We start from the raw sequence: 24,152 nt of genomic DNA on the forward strand, positions 1-24,152 counted from the left end.
CCGTCATGACCACCGCACCCAGACGGCACCTGCTCCCCCGCGGAACCGTCCTGCACCGCGTCCACCGCTCCCACCGGTCGCCGGTCGAGTTCAACCCCGGCTCGACCGGGGGCACCCCGCGCGGCGGGCGTTTCGACAGCACCTCCGAGGAGCCGTACCCGTACTACTACGCGGCCCTGAGTCCCCGGACGGCGGTCTTCGAGGTGTTCCTCGACGAGGGCCGGGGCGGGCCCGCCGAGGACCCGAAGGTCGGGGCCAGGAACCGGGTGATCTCGGCGGTGGAACTCACCGTGGACGCCTGCCTGGTGTCCCTCGCCGAGCCGGGGGACCTGGCCGCCGTCGGCCAGGGCGAGTGGCTCGTCCGGGGGGCGAAGGAGGACTACCGCAGGACCCGGCAGTGGGCCAGGGCCCTGCGGGCGACGGCCCCCTGGGCGCAGGGCCTGGTCTGGCGGTCGTCGAAGGACAGCGGGGCGAGGTCGGTGGTGCTCTTCGGGGACCGCCTCCGCGAGGGTGCGCTGAGGCCGTTGCCCGGCTCCTCCCGCCACCTCGACGAGGAGCCCCACTTCCAGTGGCTCGTCAGCGTGTTGGCGGAGGACGGCCGGGCGCCGTGGACGGGCGGCGACCCGGCGCGGACCCCGTGGGGCGGGCCGGCTGCCGGGTGAGGCCGGCCCCGGCCGGGCGGGGCGGGGCCCCGGCCCGGGTCACTCCCGGCTGCGGCCCAGCAGGGCGGCCGACTGCGGGTCGCCGACGCGGGACGCGACCGCCCCCTTGACCACCGTCAGCGCGGCCGGAAGCGCCGCCAGTGCCGCCGCCTTGAGCGCGCTGATCGACGTCAGGTCGAACCCGTCCGCCAGCAGCAGGCCGAGGAACGCCGCTGCGTACGTGGCAACGGTGCGCTCGACCAGGTCGATGATGAGCTTCGCCATGATCAGGACTCCTTCGCGGTGGAGGCGGTGGGGTGCACGCTCACGGGGCGCCCGGGCCGGTCCGGGCGGCGGGGGTCGGTGCGCGGCGGTCGCGCGGGACGTCGGGGGTCGGCCTTCGGAGGCATGTGGCAGGCGCCGTCGGGGAGTTGCCGCCCTGATGTACACGTTCAGGCCGACGGATCCGACGACGGGACCACCGGACGAATTCCGCGTCCCCTTCCGCACCTCACCCCAGCCGGTCGCTCAGCTCCATCGCGCGCAGGGCCGCCGCCAGCGCCGGTGCGTCGCCGACGTCGAGGGCCGTGTCCGCCAGCTTGATGACGTGCTCGTCCCCGTGCGCCAGGGCCAGCTCGAACACCTCCTCGGGGGTGACCGCCCCGGGCGGGACGCAGGCGACCGGCGCCGCGGGCGCGTACATCGCCGTCACCGCCGCGGAGGCCGTCCAGGCCGCCCGCAGGCTCGCCGGCCACAGCGCCCGCGGGAGCGCGGGCAGCGTGCGCAGCACGGCGTTGGGGGCGGTGGCCGCGTGGACCAGCATCGTCTCCTCGCCGTGGCCGTACGCGGCGTACCGGTGCGTGGCCGCCCGCACCAGTTCGGTGAGGCGGTCGTACGCCTCCCCCGGTTCCGTGACCGCGTCCGCCCACACCGGCAGGGCCGTGACGCGGTCGAGCCGGTCGGGGAAGCCGCCGTCCCGGACGGCGACGGGCGGCACCGCGTCGAGCGCGGCGGCCGCGCCGGCGGCGCCGGGCAGCCGGGCGGGTGCGGCGACGGGCCGGTGGCGGGCGGCCCAGTAGCCGAGGCCGTGGGCGAGTTCCGCGAGCCTCGGCCCGGTTGCGGCGACCCCGACGGCCCCGGCGGCGCCTGCGGCCTCGCCCGCCAGCAGCGTGCGCACCGCGTGGCCGACCCGGATCACCGGGTGCGTCGAACCGCCGTACAGGCCGGGCAGCAGCCGGGGCCACCACCGGGCGAGCACCTCGCGCCAGGGACGCTCCGCCAGCTCCCGCTCGAAGTGGCCGATCCAGTCGGCTACGCGGCCCGGATCGCCCAGCGCCGAACGCCAGTTGGCGTCCGTGACCGGTTCGACGCGGGACGGGAACTCCTCCAGCCTCCGCGCGTACAGGTCGAGCCAGCGGTGCACCGCCCCCGCCTGCCCGTGGGCGGCGAGGGCCTCGACGGCCATCGGCGCGTGGTTGCTGAGCCGCCCGAGCCGCTCGGGCCCGGTGCCGTGCAGCCGGTGGAGCGCCTCGTCCAGAATCCCTGTCGTATCCACGGCAAGGACCGTAGGCGGACGCGGGTCGGGGGCGTAACGGGCCGGAGACCTAAGCCCTTTATCGGAGGAGGATCTTGTGCGTAGGGTGGGGTCACATGAGGCTCATCACCCACAAGACCCTCGCCACCCTCGCGGGGGCGACCGTCGCGTTCACCGGCATCGCCGTCCTCAACAGCGCCCCGGCGTCCGCCGGCCTGGCCCACTTCACCGGGCAGCTCCAGGTCCAGGGCAACCAGACCTACCTGGACGAGGGCACCGGCACCGGCGTCCTCGCCCGCGCCGCCGCTCCGGCCGGCCAGACCTGGGTGTTCGACAAGGTCGACTACGCCTACGAGTCCGTCGGCGTCTTCACCGTCAAGGGCAGCACCTCGGGCAAGTGCGTCACCGCCAAGGGCATCGGGCAGGCCGTCGTCCAGGAGACCTGCCGCAGCGGCGACCTGACGCAGCGCTGGATCATCGACAACAGCCAGGACACCACCCTGATCAGGAGCCACGGCGACCTGGGCCTCGTCCTCCACACCACCGGCGTCGACCAGCCCGTCACCGGCTCCCCCGCCCCCGACAACGGCGCCGGCCCCACCGGCGCCGGCCTGCCCGGCACCCCCGACCAGAACTGGATCCTCTCCCAGGACTGACGCCCACCGGCCCGCCGCCCGGAGTGGGAAGTCGGGCCGGCCGACTTCCCACTCCGGGTGGACCAGGCGGTGCGCCGTACAACCGTCCTGGAACGGGTGCGGGCCTTCCGGAACGGCGGAGTCCGGCATCCACGCCGTCGGCCGGAAAGGCCCTCGCGCCACTCCCCGCGCACCACGGCACCATTCCACAGGCGAATGCCGGAGCGCATTTCCACGAGCGTCGAAGGCCCGTCGATCCGTGCCTGTCCAGCCGGTCGAGAACGGCCGGGCAGGGACGCGGAAGGTCACCCCGTGATGGTGAGGAACGGGTCCCACTTGTAGTAGCCCACCAGGTTTCCGTCCCTGTCGATGATCTGGAACGAGAACGTGTAACTGCCGCTTCCAGGGTTGGTCACGTTGGCGGACCAGTAGCTGTTCTGCACCTTCTGCGTGGCGTCGTACTTCGTGTCCCCCGCGCTGGTCGCGGTCGAAAAGGGAAGCCTGGCTTGGGCCGGGCCTGAAGGCTGCGGCTTGCTGATGAGGTTGCTCGTGCTCTCGTAGTCGTAGAGCAGCGCGGCGAAGTTGTCGTCCAGGGAGTACGTGGTCTCGCGCCACCGGATCTCGTCATCCACGTGTGCGGTGATGTTGAGTTCGGCTCCGGTGCTTCCGGACACGGTGTTCGCCTGCTTGACGGTCACGTAGATGTACTTGGCGGCCGCTTCGACCCACGTGGGATTCTTCGGATCCTGGGAACCCGGACCGAGATCGTTGACGATGTCTTCGGCGTTGAACACGATCAGCACCCTGATGAATTCAGGCTGGGGCATTGCCGTCATCCCCCTGCTAGCGTTCGAAAGTGGGCCGCCTTTGTCGGCATCCATCACGCCGTTCCGGCCCACCGGAGGCGACGCTAGCAAGTAGGTACCCGAACCTCTCCCTGTGCAGGGTTTCCTATGGCTCGCCCGCTCGTTTGACCAGGACGTGGCAGTCCTCCTGGTTTCGCGTCTGGTCCCCGACGAGCTGTGGGATCCGTTCAGAAGAGTGGTACCGCCGACGGAGGCGGTCCGGCCGCAAGGCGGCGGCCGGCGCAAGGCCGATGACCGCGAGGTGCTGGCCGGGATCGTGTTCGTGGTCACCGCCGGCATCCCGTGGCGTGAGCTGCCGCCGCTGTTCGGTCCGCGATGGCAGACGGTCTACCGTCGCTTCGCCCAGTGGAGCCGGGCCGGGGTGTGGGAGCGGTTGCAGCTCGCCGCCCTGCCCGAGCTCGGGGATTCCGGGGACACGCGATGGGCTCGCGGGGTGATCGACTCCCTCCGACGGCGTTGCGAGCCGTCGCGGGTCCGGTGACATGGGCAAGGCACCAAAAGAAACGGGGGACTTGGCCCCGGTCGCTAGCCCGTGCGAGCGACCGGGACCGCCCCTCTACCGCCCCGCCGGCGCCGGGCCGCCGGCGCCGGGCCGCCGCGTTCGGGGCCCCGGGTATGGAGGCCGCGCGGATGTCCCCACCACCTGCCCCGCCGAGGAGCCGGTCCCGGCAGGTACGGCGAACGACCCCTCGACATCGCGGTAGGAGCGGTACCGAGTGATCACGCGGACGGCGCCCCGCCGAGGTGAGCCGACGGATCCTCCGCGCGAGCAGCCTCGTCCGGCCGGTCCGCCGAGCCCGAGGACGGCCGCCCGCCGAGCCGGACGGTGGTGAGGGCGGCCAGGGCCGGGGTGGCGGCGAGGGCGAGACACAGGGGCAACGGGAGCCGGTCGGCGAGCAGGCCCGCCAGCGCGGTGCCGCCCGAACTGCCCGCGTTGAACGACGCGTTGACCCAGGCGCCGGCCCGGGTGCGGCGGCCGGGGCCGGCGAGTTCGTCGGTGAACAGGTAGGCGGTGGTGAGGGTCGGGGCCACGGCCAGTCCGGCCAGGGCGGCGACGGCCGCCAGGAGCGGGAGCGTCGGGGCGAAGGCCGCCAGGGCCAGCGTGCCGCCGAACGCCGCGGTGAGGACGGCGAGCCTGGCCCGCGCCGGAGCCCGCCAGTCGAGGGCACCGAGAACGAGACCGCCGACCGCGCTGCCGGCCGCCAGCGCCGCCTCCACCCAGGCGGCGTCCGCGGCCTGCCCGTGCCGCTGGGCGAAGACCACCGCCAGCAGGCCGAACGCCCCGAGCCCGGCACCGGCCCCGGCCGCGGCGGCCAGCGGCTGGCGGGTGCGGGCCAGCAACTGCCAGGGACGCGACCGGTCCCCGGCGTCCGTGGAGCCGGTGTCAGCGCCGGACCCGGTGCGGACGGAGGCGGCCAGGGCGAGGGTGCCGCCGAGGACGAGACCGGCGCCGAGCACCAGCCCGAGCGCCGGACGCGCCGTCGCAGCGGCGATCACACCGGCCAGCAACGGCCCGGTGACGTACAGGAGTTCCTCGGCGACGGTGTCCAGGCTGTAGGCCCGGCGGCGCAGGCCGGGGTCGGGCAGCAGGGCGCTCCACTGCGCCCGGGTGACCGGCCCGAGGGGCGGCGCGAACACCCCGGCCGCCACGGCGAGGGCGAGCAGCGCGGGGTAGGGGACGCCAGGGCGCCAGGTGGCCGTGGCCAGGCCGAGCAGCACCAGCGCGTACCCGGCCGCCATCGGCGGCAGCGCCCGGCGCGGGCCGTGGCGGTCGACCAGTCCGGCGCGGACGGGCGAGAGCAACACGCTGGAGGCGCCGAACAGGGCGGTCAGCCAGCCGGCCCGGGCGTAGGAGCCGGTGGTGGCGCTGACGGCGAGCAGGAGTGAGAGGGGGACGACGCCGTAGGAGAGGCGGCCGATGAGGGCAGCGGAGAAGAGCCGGACCGCGCCGGGGGTGCGCAGGACCGCCGCGTAGGACGAAGGCATGAAGGGGTTCCTCGAAGGCTGGCGCGCGCCGCGCGCCGGTGTACCGGGACGCCGAAGGGCCGCCGCACCACCGGGGTGCGGCCGCCGCCTGTGGTCCTAGTCACGCGAGAGGAACATGGGGGCCATGGTAGGCCATCCGACCAGGGGCTTTGCGTGAGAAGTCGGCGGGGCCGACTTCTCGTGCGCGGCGGGGGCCGGGGGGTTCGGCGGGACGGAACGACGACGTGACGCGAACTCTGCACCTTCCACGGCCGGTTCGGCGTCTACGCTGAGGAGCTTGCACCGCGGGGCCGTCTCCGCGACGGCTCCGGAACGGAACAGGAAAGGCTGATCACAGGGGCTCTCCTCGGCCGGTTCCTCGGGGAAGGGCCCACGTCGCCGAGGAGGCCTCATGCCCGACCCCCAGCGCAGCCGTACCGCTCCCGCCGCCCGACGGCCCAGCGCCCTGCGGCGCACCGTGGCGGCCGGCCTCGCCCTCGTGGCCGGCCTGGCCGTCACCGCCGCCGCGACCGCCCCCGCAGAGGCTGGCGCCCCGGAACTCGACGGCTACTACCGGCAGCATCTCGACTGGCACGGCTGTGCCTTGGGCCCGGACGACCAGGACGGCGCCGCACTCGAACGCGCCGGCGCCCGCTGCGCCGAGATCACCGTGCCACTCGACTACGGCGACCCCGGCGGACGCACCGTCACCCTGGCGCTCTCCCGCATCGCCGCCACCGACACCCGCCACCGGATCGGCGCGCTGCTGCTCAACGACGGCGGCCCCGGCGGCCCGACGATCGGCGCCCCACCCCGGGTGCACGCCGCCCTCAAGGAGACCGCCGCCCGCTTCGACATCGTCGGGATGGACCCTCGCTTCGTCGGCCGGAGCACCCCGCTGGACTGCGGCTGGCCGGACGGCGGCTTCTACTCCGCCGGAACCGGCCGCGCCTCCTTCGATCGCCAGGTCACCTACCAGCGGGACCTCGCGGCCAAGTGCCGCTCCACGGCCGGGGACCTGCTGCCGTACGCGAGCACCCGCGACACCGCCCGGGACCTGGACGTGCTCCGGGGCGCGCTCGGCGAACGGAAGATCTCCTACCTCGGCCTGTCCTACGGCACATACCTCGGCACGGTGTACACCCAGCTGTTCCCCGGCCGCTTCGACCGGATGGTCCTGGACAGCGCACTGGACCCGCACCACACAGGACCCGCCCTGCTCCCCCACCAACTGCCCGGCCAGGAAAACGCGTTCGCCGACTGGGCGAGCTGGACGGCGGCCCGCCACGGCACGTACGGGCTCGGCCGCACCGGTGAGGAGGTGACCGCCGGAGTCCTGCGCACCATCGACGCGGCCGCGGCCCGCCCGCTCGTCGTCGGCAGCGGCGCCGACGCCGTCGAACTGGACGACACCCGGGTGCCGATGCTGCTCTACGTGGGGCTCCAGGGCGACTCCGACCCGGAACGGGCCGCCCTCGCCGGGCAGATGACGATGCTCGCCGAGGCCGCGGCGGGCCGGCCGGCCACCCCGTCGGCGCCGACCGCCGCCCTGCTGCACCTGCTGTTCGGCCCGCAGGGCTCGCCGGGCGGCAGCGCCATGCAGGCCGTCCTGTGCGCGGACCGAGCGGCGCCCCGCGACCCCGAGGACTACTGGCGCCGGATCGAGGCGGCCCGCGCCGAGCACCCGCTCTTCGGCCCGATGCTCGGCACCATCAGCCCCTGCGCCTTCTGGGACGCCCCGCGCGAGGCGCCCACCCAGGTGCGCCGCGACGCCCCGGTGCTGCTCCTGTCCGCCACCGGCGACCCGCGCGCCCTCCACCGGGACGGCCTCACCCTGCACCACCTGCTGCCCGGCTCACGCCTGCTGACCCTCCAGGGCGCCGACCAGCACGGGCTGTACGGGACGTACGGCAACGCCTGCGTGGACGACACCGTCAACGCCTACCTGGCCTCCGGACACCTCCCGGACACCGACCCCACCTGCACCCGCCGGTAGCCGGCTACCCGGCCCGCGACGGGTACTCGCCCGTCCACCAGTTGCCGGGGGCCTCGGGGTCGCGGCTGGTCCAGTACTCCACGATCGCGCCGACGAACTCGTCGTGGGAGAGGGTGCCGTCGCCGTTGCGGTCCAGGTGGCGGAAGGCGGTGTCCGCCCGGTCGCGGCCGAGGCGGGGGAAGTGGGCGTGGTGGAAGGCGTGGAACTCGTCGGGGTCGACCGTGCCGTCGCCGTTCGCGTCGGCGACGGACCGGAAGATCTCGGCGAGCCGGCCGACGGTCGCGGCGGCGGCCTCCTGGTCGTCGGCCAGGGTGAGGGTGGAGGCGATGAAGTCGTCGCGGCTGATCGCGTCCGCGCCGCCGACGGCGGGCTGGTGCAGGTCGCGCCAGATGCCGACGTAGGCGTCGATGATCCTGCGCTCGGCCTCGGAGCCCGGCGGGTGCCCGAGGGCGCGGGCGGAGGACTCGCCCATCAGGACGTGGTCGCGTTCGGTGAGACGGCCGTCGCCGTCGGCGTCGAGCTGGTCGAAGCCGAGGGCGATCTTCGTGGTCAGCAGGTCGTCGTGCACGCCGTTCCAGTCGTTCGCACCGTTCGAGTCGTGCACGCCGTTCGAGTCGTTCAAGGGGACCTCTTTCCGTACTGGTGAAGGCGGACCGCCGGACGGTCGCCACCAGCATCGCCAGCGTCCACACGGTTCGCCCGCACCGGCGCGCCGCGGGAATCCGGTGGCCCGGACGGCGGCGGCGACGGCACAGTGGGCGCCGTGACCACTCCCGACACCGCCGATGACGCGTTCGTTCCCGGGCTCCGGCTGGCCCGCATCCTCTACGAGGAGGCCGTACGGCCGCTGCTGGCACGGGAGTTCCCGCACCTGCCGTACGCGGCGGCGCGGGTGGGCGCCGGCTCGGAGGTGCTGGGCTTCGACTCGGCGCGTTCGGCCGACCACGACTGGGGGCCGCGCCTGGAGCTGTTCCTCTCCTCCGCCGACGCCGCCCGCCACGGGCCCCGGCTGCACGAACTGCTGGCGCACCACCTGCCCCGGCAGGTGCGCGGCGTGCCCACCCACTTCCGGCGCGGCGAGGACCCGCACGACCCGGTGCGCCACCTGGCGTGGACCGACGGCCCGGTCGACCACCGCGTCGAGGTGCACGACCTGCCGTCCTGGCTGGCCGGCCGGCTGGGCCCGGCCGCCGCCCCGACCGGCCCTGACACGCCCGGCCCTGACACCCTCGGCTGGCTGGCGCTGCCCCAGCAGCGGCTGCTGGAGGTGACCGCCGGCGCGGTGTTCCACGACGGCCCCGGCGAACTGACCGCCGCACGGGAGCGCCTGGCCTGGTACCCGGAGCAGGTGTGGCGCTACCTGCTCGCCTGCCAGTGGCAGCGCATCGCCCAGGAGGAGGCGTTCGTCGGCCGCTGCGCGGAGGCCGGCGACGACCTGGGCTCGGCGGTGACGGCCGCCCGCCTGGTGCGGGACCTGATGCGGCTGTGCCTGCTGCTGGAGCGCCGCTACGCCCCGTACGGCAAGTGGCTGGGCAGCGCGTTCGCCCGCACCGAGGCGGCGGCCGAGCTGGGGCCGCTGCTCCGGGGCGCCCTGGCGGCACGGCAATACGCCGACCGGGAGCGGTACTTGTGCGAGGCGTACGAGGCGGCGGGCCGCCGGCACAACGCCCTCGGCCTGAGTGCCCCGGTCGAGGCGACGCGCCGCCCGTACCACGGCCGCCCGTATCTGGTGCTGCACGCCGAGCGCTTCGCGCGGCCGCTGCTGGCCGGCCTCACGGACGAGCACCTGCGCGCACTGCCGCCGGTGGGCGCGGTGGACCAGTGGGCGGACGGCACCGACTTCCTCGGCCGCCCGCACACCGCCCGGGCGGCGGTGGATACGCTCGCCAACCGCTCGGAGGTGGAGGGAAGTTGAGCACGGAAGAGGATCCCACCGTACCGACGGCCGGCGGCATGAGGATGCCCGGCAGCTGGAGACTGTCCGGCAGGCCGGACGACCACGGTCCCGGCAGCGGCGCGCCCCGGCTACTGCGCCCGGCCGGCCGGCCGGGCGATGCGTGAGCCCGGGTGGACGCACTGCGCAACCGTGCGGGCACGGAGGGGAGTTGAGTACGGGAGTGGATTGCGGACCGGGGCGCGGGCGGGCCAGGGTGTGGGCGAAAACGCGGGTGACCCGAGAGGACCGGTTGGTGAAGGCTTTCCTGCACAACGTGCTGAAGAGCGTCCTGTACCTCGTCGGCATGCCGGTGTTCCGGGCCGTCGAGGGTGTGCGGTCGCTGTCGGCGCAGCGCTGGCCCACCGAGCGGCGCCGGCTCGCGCTGGTCCGCTCGCCGAGGGCGCGGGCGGCCCGGGCGACGGAGCGGGAGCGGATCCGGACTCTGGTCGGGGTGCTGGGGGCGGTGGAGGGGGTCGAGCACGTGGTGACCCAGGTCCTGGACCAGTCCGTGCGCCCGACCTTCCACGGCGCGGACCACCCCAGGGACACGCTGCTGGTCTGCGAGATCCACGCCCGCGCCTACTTCGTCGTCCGGGAGGACGTCGTCGACGTGCTGCCCAGGATCGCGGCGGCGGGCGTGGCCGAGTGGCGGGCCGACGGCCAGGGGCCGGACCCGCACGGGAGCCTGGAGCACGCGCTGCGCTGGCACCGCGACGGCGGTATCGACGCGAACGGCCGGCGGATGGACTCCCCCTGTCTGGCCGGCCCGGGCGTGAGGCTGACCTGGGAGCGGCCCGGCGTCCCGTGCCGGGAGCCGATCCCGGCCGGCCCGTACATCAGCCGGCTCTACGTGTTCGAGCAGGACCCGCCGGACGCGGACGCGGCGCAGCTGCTGCGCGAGGGGCGGGCGGACGGGCGGGGCACGCTCCTGGAGCTGGCCTTCGGCGCGGGCTGGGGCGGCCGCTGCCGGTACCACCGGGTGGCGCGGGGCGGTTTCGCGGGGCGCGGGCGGATGTAGGGCAACGGGTGGGTGCGGGGCGCGCCCGGACGGCCTTCCCGGCCGGTCCGGGCACCCTCACCCGCTCAGCCGCGGCTCAGCACTGGGGCCGACGACCGTGGTTGGCCCGGTGTCTGGCCCTGGCCTTCTTCTTGCGGCGGCGCTTGGACGACATGGCCACTCCTCTCGCAGCCGGGATCGGTCCTTCCGGTCTTCCACCGTTCCACACCCGGGCGGCCCCGGCCCGTCGAGCGGCCCGCGCCCCCGGGGCTCCGCCACCCCGGGGCAGCCGTCCTCAGGCGTTCTCAGGCGTCCTCAGGCGTTCTCGCCCGCCAGGGCGGCGCGCCAGGCCGGGCTGTCCACGTAGTGGTTGTCGAAGCGCTCCGAGGAGGCGGCGATCGCCCCGGGGTCGCTCTCGCCGCGCATGACCTGCCCCAGCAGGCGCAGGTAGTCGAAGCGCTCCATGCCGGGGGTGAACACGCACAGGACGTCGGCCTCGGAGCCGGGGGCGGCGGCGAAGGCGTGCGGGGTGTGCGGGGGCACGGCGAGGAAGTCGCCCGCGCCGAGCACGGTGACCTCCTCGCCGACCAGCACCCGCAGCGAGCCGCCGATCACGAAGAACAGCTCCCAGGCCTTGGTGTGGAAGTGCGCGGGCGCTCCGGCGGCACCGGCGGCGAAGGTGGAGCGGTAGACGGTGAAGCCGCCCTGCTCCGGGGCCGAGTCGGCCAGCAGGGTCATGGTGGAGCTCGGGTCTGCGCAGATCTCGGCCTCGGCGCAGCGGGTCAGCACGGGGGCGGCGGCGGGGGCGGTGGTGTTCTTCGTCGTCGTCGTCATGTGACCAGGCTATGGCCGGAAAGACCCATGATCATGTGGCAATCAGCGGCTGCTTTCATGGGTCAATTCCGTCCGTGCCTCGGACGGGCCCCGGCTTCGTCAGTCCGGGAGGTTCCCGTTGCCGCCCAGGTTGGCCACCATGCGGCGCAGCACGTTGACCGTGGTGACGAACTCGTCGGTGCCGATGCCTTCGTGGGCGCGTTCGTGGATCGCCAGGTTGCGTTCGCGGGCGCGCAGGCGGCCGGCTTCGCCGTCCTCGGTGAGGGTGAGGGCGCCGTCGGTGTCCTCGGTCAGCCAGCCGCGGGCGATCAGGTCGTCGTAGACGGTGTCGAAGGCGGTGTGCTGGTCGTCGTAGGGGGTGAGGCGCTCGGTGAGGGTGGTGCGGGTCCAGCCGCCGGGCCTGCCGGCGGCGTGGTTGAGCGTCCACCAGTGCGGCTGGGTGAGGCCTTCGACCGCCAGTTGCCCGCGCAGGCCTTCCACCACCAGGCGGCGGAAGAGTTCACCGGTCCAGGCTCCGATGGGCTGGGCGGCGATGATCTGCGGCTCGTACGTCTTGATCGTCATGCTTCCGTGCTCCTCGCGGCTGTTCGTCTGTCTCCTGTTCGCCAGGACGCGACCGACCGTAGGACCTGAAGTCGACTTGAGGTCAAGGCGGTTCGGGAACCCGGGCCCGGCCCGCCGGGGTGGTCAACTGCCTTCTAGGCTGGCGCACATGAAGACCGCTTCGGCGCTCGCCGCCGCCCTCGCCCTGTCCGCGGCCACCGTCCTCACGGCCGGCGCCCCGGCCTCCGCTGCCGCCGACTCCCCTGCCGCCGACTCCCCTGCTTCCGCCTCCCCCGCGTCGCCGGACCCGCTGGAGCGCTTCCGCCACCAGCCGCTGGCCTGGTCCGCCTGCCAGGACCCACAGTTGACCGGCACCGAGTGCGCGACGCTGACCGTCCCGCTGGACTACCGCGAGCCGCAGGGCCGCACCCTGTCCCTGGCCGTCTCCCGGATCAGGGCGGCCGACCCGGCCAGGCGCCGGGGCGTCCTGCAGACCAACCCCGGCGGCCCGGGCAACCGCGGGCTGGACATGCCGGCCGCGCTGCGCGAGCGGCTGGCGCCGGAGACGGCGGCGGCGTACGACCTGGTCGGCATGGACACCCGCGGGGTGGGTGCCAGCGGCGGTCTGGACTGCGGTCTGACGCGCGGCAGTTGGCTGCGCTCGGCGGGCAGCGGCCCGGCGGGCCTCGCGGAGGGGCTGCGGCTGGCCAAGGCCGACGCGGACGCCTGCTGGAACAAGTACCCGGACCTGCTGCCCCACCTCACCACCCGCAACATCGCCCGGGACGTGGACGTGCTGCGCGCGGCGCTGGGCGAGCAGCGGACCTCCTTCTTCGGGCAGTCCTACGGTGCGCTGCTGGGCGCGGTGTACGCGCAGCTGTTCCCGCAGCGGGTGGACCGGCTGGTACTGGACAGCGCCCTCGATCCGGCCCGGTACGGCATGCGGACCTTCCAGGACATGGGCGGCGCCAACGAGCGTGCCCTGGACGGCTTCGCGGCCTGGGCCGCGCCGCGCGACGCCGACCACCACCTGGGCGCGACCCCGGCGGCGGTGCGGGCCACCGTGGAGGGCTTGGTGCGCCGGGCCGAGGCGGCGCCGATCGCCGTCGACGGGTTCCGGCTGGACGGTGCCATGCTGCCGGTGCTGCTCGCGGTCTGCCAGAACGACGACCGTGACGGCGCCGACTACGCGGACGTGCTGCGCCAGTTGCTGGACGCCGCCGACGGCAGGCCGGTGCGGGTGAGTGCGACCCTGCACGAGCTGCTGACCGTCGTCCTGGATCCCGGCCCGGCGGGCGGCGCGGACCTGGCGGCCGCGATCGGCATCCTGTGCGACGACGTGGCGATGCCGCGTTCGGCGCAGTGGTACCGCGAGGCCGTCGAGCGTTCCCGCGCCGCCCAGCCGGTGTTCGGCCCGGTCTACAACGGCCCGACGCCGTGCGCGTTCTGGCGCGGTGTCCCGCTGGAGCCGCCGGTCGAGGTGCGCAACGCCGTCCCCGCGCTCCAGCTCCACGCCACCGGGGACACCCACGCCGTCTACCAGGGCGCGCTCGCCCTGCACTCCCGGCTGTCCGGCTCGCGCCTGGTCACCGTCCCCGGCCGGGTCCACACCGTCTACCTGGGCGGCTACAGCGCGTGTGCCGACCGGGCCGTGGACGCCTACCTGTCGACGGGCGCGCTGCCGGCCGCCGACACCACCTGCTGAGGGGCGGGTTCAGAGCGCGCGGGCTCCCGGGTAGTGGCGCCGCAGGACGGTGAGCACGCGCTCGTCGTCGGCCCTGACGTTCCAGAAGGAGCTGTCCGCCTCGGTCAGGACCACCACCAGGGTGTCCCCGCGGAACCCGCCGGCCTCGGCGTCGATCAGCTGGACTCCGGGGGTGACGAGGGACAGCAGGGTCAGGGTGTCCATGCCGTCGCCCTCGGAGCGGCGTTCCAGCTCCGCGGTGAGGTCCCACTCCTCGTCGCACTCGACCCGCCAGCGCAGCCCGAGGCCGAAGCTGCCGAGGCGGATGAGCAGTTCGGCCAGCGTCACGTAGTGGCGGCCCTGCCAGGCGGGGAAGGTGATCCCCTTCATCCGCGCTTCCGCCTCGACCGTGTGCCTCGACATTCGCTCCCCCCTCGTTCTCGGCATCACACCCTAGGCCACCGCTCCGGTGCGCGGCCGGTCGGGCGGGCTCGTGGCCTGCGCGCACAGGAAGGCGCCGAAGGCCTCCACGGCCGGGGGCACCCGCCGGCCGCGCCTGGTGACGGTGTGCACCTGCCGCACCGGGGTGTCGTCGGGGTGCAGCGGGACGAGGGTGGCGCCGGGGTGGCCGACGCGGGCGGCCAGGGAGGGGATGAGGGTGACGCCCAGTCCTGCGGCCACCAGTCCGAGTTTGGCGGTCCAGGCGGCGACGGCGTACTCGATGCGGGGCTGGAAGCCGCTGCGGACGCAGGCGGCGAGGAGGGTGGACTCGGCGTGGCGGCGGGCGGCGATCCACGGTTCGTCGGCGAGTTCGGCCAGCCGCAGGCGGCGGCGCCCGGCGAGGCGGTGTCCGCGCGGGAGGGCGACCAGCACCGGGTCGGCCATCAGCGGGTGGAAGTCGAACTGCTCGCCGTCGTCGGCGGGTTCGGTGTAGGAGGCGATGAGGGCGAGGTCGATCGCGCCGTCGGCCAGCAGGTCCAGCAGGTGTGCCGTCAGCCCTTCGGTGAGGCTGATCGCGACCTCGGGGTGCGCGGCGCGGAAGGCGGCCAGGGCGCCGGGGACGAGGGCGGCGTTGGCGCTGTCGAAGGCGCCCACCCGTAGCCGGCCGGCGGTGAGTTCGGTGAGCGCGGCCAGGTCGCGCCGGGTGGTGCCAAGCCTCTCCAGCATCGCCTCGGCGTGCGGCAGCAGTGCGCGGCCGTGTTCGGTGAGCCGCACGCCGCGCGGCAGCCGGTCGAACAGCGGTGTGCCCAACTCCCCTTCCAGGGTGGCGATCTGCCGGGAGATCGCGGACTGGGTGAAGCCCAGCCGCTCACCCGCGGCGGTGAAGGAGCCCAGGTGCGCGACGGTGCGGAAGACCTCCAGCCAAGCCATGTCCATTCCGCATGGATACCATGCGGGACATTCGCTTGTCGCCTGGCTCGTGGCTGCCTAGCGTGGCGGTCATGCAGAAGATCGCTTTTCTCGGGCTGGGCCGGATGGGCCTGCCGATGGCCCGCCGACTCGCCGCCGCCGGGCACCCGTTGACCGTCTGGAACCGCTCCCCCGGACGCGCCGGCGGCCTCACCGAGGCCGCCACCCCGGCCGAGGCCGTCCGCGGCGCGGACGTCGTCGTCACCATGCTCTCCGACCCGGTGGCCGTCGCCGAGGTGGCCGGACGGTTCACCGAGCGGCTGGCGCCGGGCACCCTGTGGATCGAGATGTCCTCGATCGGCCCGCGGGCCACCGCCGGGCTGCGCGCCCGGCTGCCGGACGGCGTCGCCCTGGTGGACGCCCCGGTGATCGGCAGCGTGGGCCCGGCGGCCGCCGGCGAGCTGGTGGTCTTCGCGGGCGGCGAGGACGCCGACCTGGACCGCGCCCGGCCCGTCCTGGAGCACCTGGGCCGGGTGCGGCGCTGCGGCGGGCCCGGGTCGGGCGCGGCGCTGAAGGTGGTGGTGATCGGCGCGATCGTCGCGTGCGTCACCGCCCTCGGCGAAGTCCTCGCGGTGGCCGGGGAGTTGGGCGTCCCGCAGGAGCAGGCGCGGGAGGTGCTGGCGGCCGGGCCGCTCGCGGGGGTGGTGGCCCGGGCGTTCAGCGCGGAGTCGGACTTCCCCGTCCGCCTGGCCGCCAAGGACCTCGCCCTGGCGGGCGACGGCCCCGTCCTGTCGGCGGCCCGCGAGGTGCTGCTGGCACACCCGTCGATCGCCGAGCAGGACCTGTCGGCGGTGCTGGGCGCCCTGCGGCGCGCGTAGGCCCGGCCGTCCGGGCCGCTCACGGGGGTGGCGGCCCGGCCGGCCCGTGGCGTCGTCGCGGGCGGCGCGGGCGGCTCGGACGACGCGGACGGCGCGCGCCTGGTCACCCTGATGGCCGCACCCGCCTCCCCGGTGGCCGCACCCCCGGGCTCCGCCGGCCCGTCAGCCGATGACCGCGTCCACCTCGACCTCCACCAGCCACCGCTCGTCGATGAAGCGCGTCACCTCCACGAAGGTGGTGACCGGCCGGATCTGCGCGAAACGCTCGCCGTGGGCGCGCGCGGCCTCCCGCCACTGGCTCATGTCGGTGAGCATGATGCGGGTCCGTACGACGTCCGTGAGCGTGGCGCCCGCCTCCCGCAGGGCGGTCTCGGCGATGTCCAGGCACCGGATGGTCTGGGCGTGGACGTCGCCCTGCCCGACCGTCGTGCCGTCCTCCCCGATCGGCGCGGTGCCCGCGACCGCCACGTAGTTCCCCTTGCGCACGGCCCGGGAGAAGCCGATCCGCGGTTCGAGGGGTGAGCCGGAACTGACTGTCTGTCGATTGCTCTCCATCGCACCATGGTGCCGCACCGGGGGCGCCTGGGGCGGTGACCAAGTAGCGGGTCGGGTGAGGCCTTTGATCCGGACCGCCGAGGCCTTCCTCGCTCCCTGGAGGCCCTCGAACAGGCGCCCGATGGAGGGAAGCTCCTGATCCGCGCGGGTTACCACCACGTACCCGACCTGCGCGGAAGGGGGAGAAGGAGAGCCGGACCGGCAGGGAGCCGGCCCGGCTCTCACCCACGGAGGTTCGGAAGAGATGACCCAGAGCATCACGAGGAGCGACACCGGGCAGGACACGGATGCCGCGCTCGTCGCGAGCGTCGAGCAGGCCCTGGCCATGGAGCGCCTGCACCGGATCGCCGACCCCGAGGAGCGCCTCGCCTACTACGACAAGGTCGTCCCGGAGGACATCTACAACCTCGGCATCGCGAACAACGTCCTCCTGTTCGACCAGCTGGACACCGACGTCTTCAGCAAGGTGAAGCTGACCGAGGAGGACGCCAAGTACGCGGCGCCGCCCTACGGCACGCAGGACCTGCTCGATCCGATCACCGCCTTCCTGCACCCCAGGTTCTCCGCCGGGATCGACCCGAAGTTCGACGTGTACGCGACCGCCGGGGGCTCGGGGGCCCTGGAGTGCCTGGTGTTCGGACTGATCCACGGCGGCGTGCTGGCGCCGGGCGACCGCGTCATGCTGCCGGCGCCGTTCTGGCCCGGCTTCCTGTGGTGCTTCGAGCAGCGGCCCGGACTGAAGTGCGTGCCCGTGCGCCTCGACGGGCCGGACCACTTCACGCTGTCGGTCGCCGCCCTCCAGCGCGCGTACGAGGCCGCCTCCGAGCCCAAGCCCAAGCTCCTGGTCCTGACCAACCCGCACAACCCGCTCGGCGTCAACTACGGCAAGCAGCTGCTGGACGACATCTGCCAGTGGGCACTGGACAGGCAGATGCACATCGTCTCCGACGAGATCTACTCCCACTCGCAGAGCACCGGCACCGACGGCTTCCACAGCGTCCTGTCGACGGACGCCTACGCCACCGACCCCGACCGCATCCACCTCGTGTACGGGCTGACCAAGGACTTCGGGCTGTCCGGCTTCCGGATCGGCTTCCTCGTCTCCAAGTCGAACGACGTCCGCACCGTCATGCAGGGCAACGAGACGCTGAAGTCACTGACGTGGTTCGGCCCGCTCGACTCGCTCAAGAGCGCCTACGTGCGCAAACTGTTCCTCACCGACGACGGCAAGCCGAGCCCCTTCCCCACCGCGCTCATGGAGGACTACGCCGAGCGCCTGAAGACGGCGTTCGACCAGACCGCGGCCGAACTCAAGGACAAGAAGATCCCGTACGTGGGCCAGGACGACACCTCCCGCAACGCCGCCCAGTTCTTCCTGCTCGACCTGAGCGCCTACCTGGACAAGACGTTCCCCCCGGACCTGATGCCGATCAACCACGAGATCGACCAGCGCGAAGCCCTCCTGGGGGCGTACCTGCTGAAGGACGCGAAGGTCACCCTCCTGCCCGGAGGGGAGATGCACTGTCCCAAGCCCGGGTACTTCCGGCTGTGCTACACCGCCGACACCACCGACAGAGTCCTGACGGCGGTCGGCAACATCGCCGCCTCGCTCGCGAAGCTCGGCTGAGGCAGACTCCCCGGGGCGATGCGGCCGCGGGGCGGACGCCGCCGGCTGCGGCATCCACCCCGTCGGCCCGGGACCGAGCCGGCCGTGAAACCCCGGTGAGAGCGCCCCCGGCACCACCGCCCGTAGTGCACTAGTGCACTCGCCGGGCCGCCAACCTGCGCGAACGCCCGCCGCCCGCCGCCCGACTCGCCCTGCAGCACCCCGCCGCACTAGTGCACCACTTTCAAGTACCCACAGAACAAGGCTTGTTGGGGCCGATGCGTACGCCGTACATTTCTCGGCATGGACCACCACCACACCACCACCGACGTCCTCATCTCCGGCGCCGGCATCGCCGGGCCCGCCCTCGCCCACTGGCTGCGCCGCCACGGCTTCACCCCCACCGTCGTCGAACGCGCCCCCGGCCCGCGCCCCGGCGGGCAGGCCGTCGACCTGCGCGGCGCCGGACGCACCGTCATCGAACGGATGGGCCTGATGGAACGGGCCCGCGCGCTGTGCGTCGAACAGCACGGCCTGGCCCTGGTCGACCGGCGCGGACGAACCACCGCCCGGATACCCGTCGACCTGTTCGGCGGCGAGGGCATCGTCTCCGAGATCGAGATCCTCCGCGGCGACCTCGCCGACCTGCTGCGCGAGGCCACCGACGGCGTCGAGTACCTCTGGGACGACACCGTCACCGCGCTCGACGAGGACGCCGCCGGCGTCACCGTCACCTTCGAGAACGCCCCCGCCCGGCGCTTCGCCCTGGTCGTCGGCGCCGACGGGCTGCACTCCGCCGTACGCCGCCTCGCCTTCCCCGGCGACGGCTCCCACTACCGCCCCCTCGGCGGCTACCACGCCTGGTTCACCGTCCACGACCCCGCGCTCGCCCGGGCCCTGGACGGCTGGTTCCAGATGTACAACGCCCCCGGCGGCCTGGTCGCCGCCGCCCGCCCCGGCCGGCTGCCCGGTGAGGTCAAGGCCTCCCTGGGCGTGCGCTGCGCACCCCTGACCTACGACCGCCACGACACCGCCGCCCAGCAGCGCCTGCTCGCCGACCGCTTCGCCGGCGCCGGCTGGGAGAGCGACCGGCTGCTCGCCGGGATGCGCACCGCCGAGGACTTCGCCTTCGACTCCTTCGGCCAGATCCACCTCGACCGCTACAGCCGCGGCCGCATCGCCCTGCTCGGCGACGCAGGCTACAGCCCCAGCCCGCTCACCGGCCTCGGCACCAGCCTCGCCCTGGTCGGCGCCTACCTGCTGGCCGGTGAACTCGCCGCCGCCGCAGGCGACTTCCGCACCGCCTTCACCCGCTACGAGGAACTGATGCGCCCCTACGTGGCCCGTGCCCAGGAACTGCCGCCCGGCGGCCTGAACGGCTACGCCCCCGGCAGCGCCCTGACGATCCGCCTGCGCGCCGCCTCCATGCGCTGGATGGGCCGCTGGCCGCTGCGCCCGCTGATGGCCGCCCAGTTCGCCAAGGCCGGCGACGTCGCCCTGCCCGACTACCCGCTGCCCGACCACCCGCTGCCGGTGCGGTCCGCCTGAACACGCACCCGGGCCCGGAGCGTCGGAAGCCCTGCCGCCGCACCGGCACGTAGGCTCACGGGCCATGGCATGCCGCATCAGCGAACTGGTCATCGACGCCGCCGATCCCGAGCGCCTCGCCGTGTTCTGGAGCGAGGTCCTGGGCTACGTCGAGCTCGGCCGGGAGGGCGACGGCAGCATCGAGATCGGGCCGCCCGGCACCGGCTTCGGCGGCCCGCAGCCCACCCTGGTCTTCGGCCCCACCAGCGACCCGCGGCCCGCCAAGCTCCGGCTGCACATCGACGTCAACGCCACCGACCGCAACCAGGACGCCGAACTGGAACGGCTGCTCGCGCTCGGCGCCAGGCCCGTCGACATCGGCCAGAGCGGCGCCGAGAACTGGCGCGTCCTGGCCGATCCCGAGGGCAACGAGTTCTGCCTCCTGCACGCCCGCATCCGGCCCGCCTGAACGGCCGGCACCCCACGCCCGGCCACGGGCTGCGGGCCACGGGCTACTTCGTGCGCGGCTGGTTGAAGCGCAGCATGTTGCCCGACGGGTCGCGGAAGGCGCAGTCGCGCACCCCGTAGGGCTGGTCCATCGGCTCCTGGAGGACCTCGGCACCGGCCGCGCGCAGCCGCTCGAAGGTGGAGTCGCAGTCGTCGGTGCGGAAGATCACGCCGCGCAGCAGGCCCTTGGCGAGGAGTTCGGCGGCGGCCCGGCGGTCGGTCTCGGAGGCGTGCGGGTCGGCCAGCGGGGGCTCCAGGACGATCTCGACGCCGGGCTGGTCGGGCGAACCGACGGTGACCCAGCGCATGCCCTCGAAGCCGACGTCGTTGCGCACCTCGAAGCCGAGGACGTCGCGGTAGAAGGCGAGGGCCCGGTCGTGGTCGTCGACGGCGATGAAGCACTGCGCGAGTTCGATGCTCATGGCCGTCACGCTACGGGAGCACCGGGGCCACCGGCACCCTCCGCCCCCTCCGCCCCCTTGGCCTCCTTGGCACCCTTGGCCTCCGTACGCCGCACCGGGCGGGTGCGGATCTTGGCGATGCAGGCCGGGATCGCCGCGCCCTCCTCGTGGTCGCGGGCCCGGTAGGTGCTCGGGCTCTCCCCCACCAGCTCGGTGAACCGGGTGCTGAAGGAGCCCAGCGAGGTACAGCCCACCGCCATGCACACCTCGGTCACGCTCAGGTCCCCGCGGCGCAGCAGTGCCTTGGCGCGCTCGATCCGGCGGGTCATGAGGTAGCTGTACGGGGTCTCGCCGTAGGCGGTGCGGAAGCTGCGCGAGAAGTGGCCGGAGGACATCAGCGCGGTGCGGGCCAGCGCGGGGACGTCCAGCGGCTGGTCGTACTCGCGGTCCATCCGGTCCCTGGCCCGGCGCAGCCGCACGAGGTCGTCGAGCGGCAGCCGGGGGGACGAGGCGGCGGCGGAGGCGGGAGAGGACGAGGGCGGCACACCGGCCACCGTACCCAGTGCCTCCGACAGTCGGCGTCCCCGCCGGTGCTCCCCCGCGCTGCCCCGCTGTCACCCACACGGCGCAACCCGCTCGCGTCCGCCCCGCCGGGCCGACCACCCTGGAGGGACGGCCGGACGGCGGAGAGGGCGACGGGGTTGGACCGCGACGATCAGCAACCCGGTTCCCCGCGCGCCCCCGGCAACGGGGCGGTGGCCCTCGGTGTGCTGGCCGCGACCGTCGCCGTGCTGCTCGTCCAGGCGGCCAGCGGCACCAACTCCCGGCTGGTGCTGCTGCTGGTGTTCCTGCCCGCGCTGCTGGCGGGTCTGGGGACCATCGCCCAGACGGTGGCCGCCTCGGTGTGGGTGACGGCGGTGGTGGTGGTCCACTCGGTGCTGTTCCCGCCCGGTGACCTGACGGCCCGCCTCGGCACCGTGCTGGGCGTGATCGCCGCCGAGGCCGCGGTGATCGGCCTGTGCGCGCGGCGGGTGCGCCGGGAGCGGCAGCTGTCCCGGATGCGGCAGAGCGCCGTCGCCCTCCAGCGTCAGCTGCTGCGCCCGCTGCCGGTGACCACCTCCGACGTGCGCCTGGACGGGCTGTACCGGCCGGTGGAGCAGGACGCGCTGGTCGGCGGCGACCTGTACGACATCGCCGCCACCCCGCACGGCACCCGGGTGCTGGTCGGTGACGTCCAGGGCAAGGGCCTGCCCGCGATCGGGACGGGCTTCGCGGTGCTGAGCGCCTTCCGGGAGGCGGCGTTCCGCGAGGCGCGGCTGCCCGCCGTCGCCGACGCGCTGGAGGCGGCGGTGGAGCGGCACAACGCGTACGCGGTGCAGAGCGGCGAGCAGGAGCGTTTCGTCACCGCCACCGTGCTGGACGTCAGCAGCGGGGACGAGGACGGGGGCGGGGACGGTGTCGAGGTGCGGGCCGTCAACTGCGGGCACCTCGCCCCCTATCTGCTGCACCCCGGCGGCCGGGTGGAGCCCATCGTCCTGGACGCCGGGGTCCCGCTGGGCCTCGCCTCGCTGGCCGGCGGCGTGCGGCGCCCGGTACGGCGCTTCGCGCTGCCCGGGGACGGGGTGCTGGTGCTGCTGACCGACGGGGTCACCGAGGCGCAGGACGCCTCGGGGGCGTTCTACCCGGTCGAGCGGGGTCTGGCGGAGCTGGCCGGCGTTCCCGCCGACGCCCTGCCCGAGGCCCTGGACCGGCGGGCGCGCCTGTGGAGCGGGGGCCGCAGCCGCGACGACGTCACCGTCCTCGCCCTGCGCCGCGCACCGTAGGCGGGCAGGCACCGCAGGCGGTCCCGGCCGGCCGGCCGCCCTGTGACCCCCGGCTGCGGGCTCGACCTGCCGCGATCTAGGGTTCTGGCATGATCCCCACACCGATATCCGCCTCCGAGCCCGACTCGGAGTCCGACGCTGCGTCCGGCCTGACGAACGGCCTGACGAACGGCCTGACGGACGGCCCGACGGACGACTTCCTGACCGACCCCGCCCAGGCACTGCGGGTGATGATGGAGGGCAACGCCCGGTTCGTCTCGGGCAACCCCGAGCACCCCAACCAGGACGCCGGGCGCCGCACGGCGCTCGCCCCGGCGCAGCGGCCCTTCGCGGTGCTGTTCGGCTGTTCGGACTCCCGGCTGGCCGCCGAGATCATCTTCGACCAGGGCCTCGGCGACCTGTTCGTGGTGCGCACCGCCGGGCACGTCACCGGGGCGGAGGCGCTGGGCAGCATCGAGTACGGGGTGAGCGTGCTGGACTGCCCGCTGGTGGTGGTGCTGGGGCACGACTCGTGCGGTGCGGTGGCGGCGGCGCTGGACTCCCTGGAGCAGGGGCGGATGCCGAGCGGTTTCGTCCGGGACGTGGTGGAACGGGTGACCCCGAGCGTGCTGTCCGCGAAGGCGGCGGGCATCGAGGACCGGGACGCGATCGTGGACGTGCACATCCGCCAGACCGTGGACCTGCTGGTGGAGCGCTCGCAGGCGCTGGCCGCCCGGGTCGCCGAGGGGACGGTGGCCGTGGTGGGGCTGTCCTACCGGCTGCTCGACGGCCGGGCGCGGCTGGTCTCGGCCCACGGTCCGGTGGGCTGACAGCGGGTTCTCCCGTCCGTCCTCGGGGAACGGCTGCCCTTCCCGAGGACGGCGGGCGCGGTACGGGAGGTGCGGCGCTCAGGGCGCGATGGTCTCCCCGCAGGAGTCGCACACCCGCGTCGCGGGCAGCTGGAGGAAGCAGGTCGGACAGATCGCCGGCGGCCGTGGCACGGCGGTGGCGGCGGCCTTGCGGTCGACCGTGGCGCGCAGGCGCGGGGCGAGGGCGGGTGTGCCGCCGTCGGCGGGCAGGTCGGCGCCGAAGTGCCGGTAGCAGGCCAGGCGGGCGGCGGCGGCGTGCTGCTCGCGGTCCATCTCCTCGGCCACCGGCGGCTGTCCGGCGACCGCCAGCACCTCCTGGTAGCCAGGGCCGACCCTGCCGTCCGTGGCGTGCACCACCAGGGCCGTCAGCGGCGGGTCGCCGCGGCGGTGTGCCTCGCGGATCACCAGGGCCAGCACCTTGCCGATCCAGTGCCGCTGGTTGATCCGGGTGCGTACCCCGGAGGCCTCCTGCACCGCCTCGGCCAGGTCCGGGTAGCTGATCACCGCGTGGTAGCGGCGTGCCACCGCCACCAGTGCGGGGTAGGCCGCCCTGGTCCACACGATGTGCGCCTGGGCGGCGCTGACCGCCGCGCCGTCCGACGCCCGCCAGTAGCTGTGCTGCTGCTCAGTCATCCGCCCGCCCCTTGTCCGTCTTGTCCGTGTCTGTCCTCCGCAGGCCCCCACCGGGAGCGAGGCTACCCCGGGAGCGGACGGCACCTTCGGGCGGGGGTTCGGCTCGGGCGGGGCTTGACTTCAAGTGCTGTTGAAGTCGTGGAATGGGTGCCGACCGCAGCCGTACGGGCATCCGCGGTCGATGCCCCGCCCGTACGGCACCCGTACCGGGGCCGGGGCCGCCGCCTTCCTGATCGTGCCGACGGCGGCCCCGGCTCCCGGGACCACCCGACTCCCCCGCCGCCGCACCCCCGGCGGGGACCCACGACGCGCGGGCCCGGCCCGGGGAGAGTGCACTCCCCGGGCATGCCGGACCGGGCGCCCGGACTCCCTCCCGGACCCCCTGCACGGGCC

The 24,152-nt window shown here is 74.4% G+C and carries 27 protein-coding genes; 13 read left to right on the top strand and 14 right to left on the bottom strand.

Going from position 1 to position 24,152, the window contains the following annotated elements:
- The first annotated feature begins 5 nt into the window (after positions 1–5).
- Positions 6–662: an RES family NAD+ phosphorylase gene (locus tag ACZ7C5_RS22685; protein ID WP_470323329.1), complete on the top strand. Its 657-nt coding sequence runs from the start codon at positions 6–8 to the stop codon at positions 660–662.
- 39 nt (positions 663–701) lie between these two features.
- Here ACZ7C5_RS22685 and ACZ7C5_RS22690 read toward each other — a convergent pair whose 3' ends face one another.
- A complete protein-coding gene (locus ACZ7C5_RS22690) occupies positions 702–926 on the bottom strand; it encodes a holin (RefSeq protein ID WP_401089323.1) in 225 nt (74 codons plus the stop codon).
- Between the two features lie 226 nt (positions 927–1,152).
- Positions 1,153–2,196 (bottom strand): questin oxidase family protein, encoded by a 1,044-nt coding sequence (locus ACZ7C5_RS22695; RefSeq protein ID WP_470323330.1) that lies wholly within the window; start codon positions 2,194–2,196, stop codon positions 1,153–1,155.
- Positions 2,197–2,291: 95 nt separating this feature from the next.
- On the opposite strand from ACZ7C5_RS22695, the gene ACZ7C5_RS22700 reads away from it, so the two are divergent.
- Positions 2,292–2,831, top strand: coding sequence for an RICIN domain-containing protein (locus ACZ7C5_RS22700; RefSeq protein WP_470323331.1), 540 nt, complete (start codon positions 2,292–2,294; stop codon positions 2,829–2,831).
- Between the two features lie 284 nt (positions 2,832–3,115).
- Here ACZ7C5_RS22700 and ACZ7C5_RS22705 read toward each other — a convergent pair whose 3' ends face one another.
- Entirely contained in the window at positions 3,116–3,637 is a 522-nt protein-coding gene (locus ACZ7C5_RS22705) for an AidA/PixA family protein (RefSeq protein WP_401089317.1), read from the bottom strand.
- 154 nt (positions 3,638–3,791) lie between these two features.
- On the opposite strand from ACZ7C5_RS22705, the gene ACZ7C5_RS22710 reads away from it, so the two are divergent.
- The gene (locus ACZ7C5_RS22710) at positions 3,792–4,157 is read left to right on the top strand and encodes a transposase (protein WP_401089315.1); all 366 of its coding nucleotides are present in this window, start codon (positions 3,792–3,794) and stop codon (positions 4,155–4,157) included.
- Between the two features lie 239 nt (positions 4,158–4,396).
- Here ACZ7C5_RS22710 and ACZ7C5_RS22715 read toward each other — a convergent pair whose 3' ends face one another.
- Positions 4,397–5,662: an MFS transporter gene (locus ACZ7C5_RS22715; protein WP_470323332.1), complete on the bottom strand. Its 1,266-nt coding sequence runs from the start codon at positions 5,660–5,662 to the stop codon at positions 4,397–4,399.
- A 391-nt stretch (positions 5,663–6,053) separates the two neighbouring features.
- On the opposite strand from ACZ7C5_RS22715, the gene ACZ7C5_RS22720 reads away from it, so the two are divergent.
- Positions 6,054–7,637, top strand: coding sequence for an alpha/beta hydrolase (locus ACZ7C5_RS22720; protein WP_470323333.1), 1,584 nt, complete (start codon positions 6,054–6,056; stop codon positions 7,635–7,637).
- A gap of 4 nt (positions 7,638–7,641) precedes the next feature.
- On the opposite strand, the gene ACZ7C5_RS22725 is transcribed toward ACZ7C5_RS22720, so the two are convergent.
- Positions 7,642–8,259 carry an EF-hand domain-containing protein gene (locus ACZ7C5_RS22725; protein ID WP_401090688.1) on the bottom strand — a complete coding sequence of 206 codons (618 nt, stop codon included), beginning with the start codon at positions 8,257–8,259 and terminating at the stop codon, positions 7,642–7,644.
- A gap of 141 nt (positions 8,260–8,400) precedes the next feature.
- Here ACZ7C5_RS22725 and ACZ7C5_RS22730 point away from each other — a divergent pair, with 141 nt between their 5' ends.
- Both ACZ7C5_RS22730 and ACZ7C5_RS22735 read left to right on the top strand, forming a co-directional pair.
- Complete coding sequence (locus ACZ7C5_RS22730; RefSeq protein WP_470323334.1) at positions 8,401–9,552, top strand: DUF4037 domain-containing protein; 1,152 nt, start codon at positions 8,401–8,403, stop codon at positions 9,550–9,552.
- A 274-nt stretch (positions 9,553–9,826) separates the two neighbouring features.
- On the top strand, positions 9,827–10,591 hold the full coding sequence (locus tag ACZ7C5_RS22735) for a hypothetical protein (protein WP_470323335.1): 765 nt from the start codon (positions 9,827–9,829) through the stop codon (positions 10,589–10,591).
- A gap of 76 nt (positions 10,592–10,667) precedes the next feature.
- Here the strand turns inward: ACZ7C5_RS22735 and ACZ7C5_RS22740 are convergent, their stop codons facing one another.
- The 3 genes from ACZ7C5_RS22740 to ACZ7C5_RS22750 all read right to left on the bottom strand — a co-directional run bounded on the left by ACZ7C5_RS22740 (position 10,668) and on the right by ACZ7C5_RS22750 (position 11,968).
- The gene (locus ACZ7C5_RS22740; RefSeq protein ID WP_470323405.1) at positions 10,668–10,745 is read right to left on the bottom strand and encodes a hypothetical protein; all 78 of its coding nucleotides are present in this window, start codon (positions 10,743–10,745) and stop codon (positions 10,668–10,670) included.
- 140 nt (positions 10,746–10,885) lie between these two features.
- Positions 10,886–11,404: a cupin domain-containing protein gene (locus ACZ7C5_RS22745; protein WP_470323336.1), complete on the bottom strand. Its 519-nt coding sequence runs from the start codon at positions 11,402–11,404 to the stop codon at positions 10,886–10,888.
- A 99-nt stretch (positions 11,405–11,503) separates the two neighbouring features.
- A complete protein-coding gene (locus tag ACZ7C5_RS22750) occupies positions 11,504–11,968 on the bottom strand; it encodes a MarR family transcriptional regulator (RefSeq protein ID WP_401090681.1) in 465 nt (154 codons plus the stop codon).
- A gap of 148 nt (positions 11,969–12,116) precedes the next feature.
- Between ACZ7C5_RS22750 and ACZ7C5_RS22755 the strand changes: the two genes are divergently transcribed.
- The gene (locus ACZ7C5_RS22755) at positions 12,117–13,652 is read left to right on the top strand and encodes an alpha/beta hydrolase (protein ID WP_401090679.1); all 1,536 of its coding nucleotides are present in this window, start codon (positions 12,117–12,119) and stop codon (positions 13,650–13,652) included.
- A 9-nt stretch (positions 13,653–13,661) separates the two neighbouring features.
- Here the strand turns inward: ACZ7C5_RS22755 and ACZ7C5_RS22760 are convergent, their stop codons facing one another.
- Positions 13,662–14,054, bottom strand: coding sequence for a hypothetical protein (locus ACZ7C5_RS22760; protein ID WP_401090677.1), 393 nt, complete (start codon positions 14,052–14,054; stop codon positions 13,662–13,664).
- A 30-nt stretch (positions 14,055–14,084) separates the two neighbouring features.
- Entirely contained in the window at positions 14,085–15,002 is a 918-nt protein-coding gene (locus ACZ7C5_RS22765; RefSeq protein WP_470323337.1) for a LysR family transcriptional regulator, read from the bottom strand.
- 71 nt (positions 15,003–15,073) lie between these two features.
- On the opposite strand from ACZ7C5_RS22765, the gene ACZ7C5_RS22770 reads away from it, so the two are divergent.
- Positions 15,074–15,859, top strand: a complete 786-nt coding sequence (locus ACZ7C5_RS22770) for an NAD(P)-dependent oxidoreductase (protein ID WP_401090673.1) — start codon at positions 15,074–15,076, stop codon at positions 15,857–15,859.
- Between the two features lie 162 nt (positions 15,860–16,021).
- Here the strand turns inward: ACZ7C5_RS22770 and ACZ7C5_RS22775 are convergent, their stop codons facing one another.
- Positions 16,022–16,414, bottom strand: coding sequence for a RidA family protein (locus ACZ7C5_RS22775; protein ID WP_401090671.1), 393 nt, complete (start codon positions 16,412–16,414; stop codon positions 16,022–16,024).
- A 244-nt stretch (positions 16,415–16,658) separates the two neighbouring features.
- Here ACZ7C5_RS22775 and ACZ7C5_RS22780 point away from each other — a divergent pair, with 244 nt between their 5' ends.
- The 3 genes from ACZ7C5_RS22780 (at position 16,659) to ACZ7C5_RS22790 (ending at position 20,016) form a co-directional block, all read left to right on the top strand.
- Entirely contained in the window at positions 16,659–18,041 is a 1,383-nt protein-coding gene (locus ACZ7C5_RS22780) for an aminotransferase class I/II-fold pyridoxal phosphate-dependent enzyme (RefSeq protein ID WP_401090670.1), read from the top strand.
- 282 nt (positions 18,042–18,323) lie between these two features.
- On the top strand, positions 18,324–19,568 hold the full coding sequence (locus tag ACZ7C5_RS22785) for an FAD-dependent monooxygenase (protein WP_470323338.1): 1,245 nt from the start codon (positions 18,324–18,326) through the stop codon (positions 19,566–19,568).
- A gap of 64 nt (positions 19,569–19,632) precedes the next feature.
- Positions 19,633–20,016 carry a VOC family protein gene (locus ACZ7C5_RS22790; RefSeq protein WP_401090666.1) on the top strand — a complete coding sequence of 128 codons (384 nt, stop codon included), beginning with the start codon at positions 19,633–19,635 and terminating at the stop codon, positions 20,014–20,016.
- Positions 20,017–20,059: 43 nt separating this feature from the next.
- On the opposite strand, the gene ACZ7C5_RS22795 is transcribed toward ACZ7C5_RS22790, so the two are convergent.
- Positions 20,060–20,476 (bottom strand): VOC family protein, encoded by a 417-nt coding sequence (locus ACZ7C5_RS22795; RefSeq protein WP_401090664.1) that lies wholly within the window; start codon positions 20,474–20,476, stop codon positions 20,060–20,062.
- Between the two features lie 5 nt (positions 20,477–20,481).
- Entirely contained in the window at positions 20,482–20,952 is a 471-nt protein-coding gene (locus tag ACZ7C5_RS22800; protein WP_401090721.1) for a helix-turn-helix transcriptional regulator, read from the bottom strand.
- A gap of 204 nt (positions 20,953–21,156) precedes the next feature.
- Here ACZ7C5_RS22800 and ACZ7C5_RS22805 point away from each other — a divergent pair, with 204 nt between their 5' ends.
- Together ACZ7C5_RS22805 and ACZ7C5_RS22810 are read left to right on the top strand one after the other, a co-directional pair.
- Positions 21,157–22,278, top strand: coding sequence for a PP2C family protein-serine/threonine phosphatase (locus ACZ7C5_RS22805; protein WP_401090661.1), 1,122 nt, complete (start codon positions 21,157–21,159; stop codon positions 22,276–22,278).
- Positions 22,279–22,508: 230 nt separating this feature from the next.
- On the top strand, positions 22,509–23,087 hold the full coding sequence (locus ACZ7C5_RS22810; RefSeq protein ID WP_401090719.1) for a carbonic anhydrase: 579 nt from the start codon (positions 22,509–22,511) through the stop codon (positions 23,085–23,087).
- Between the two features lie 78 nt (positions 23,088–23,165).
- Here ACZ7C5_RS22810 and ACZ7C5_RS22815 read toward each other — a convergent pair whose 3' ends face one another.
- A complete protein-coding gene (locus ACZ7C5_RS22815; protein ID WP_401090659.1) occupies positions 23,166–23,759 on the bottom strand; it encodes a hypothetical protein in 594 nt (197 codons plus the stop codon).
- Between the last annotated feature and the right edge of the window lie 393 nt (positions 23,760–24,152).

The organism is Kitasatospora sp. NPDC036993 (assembly GCF_055607525.1).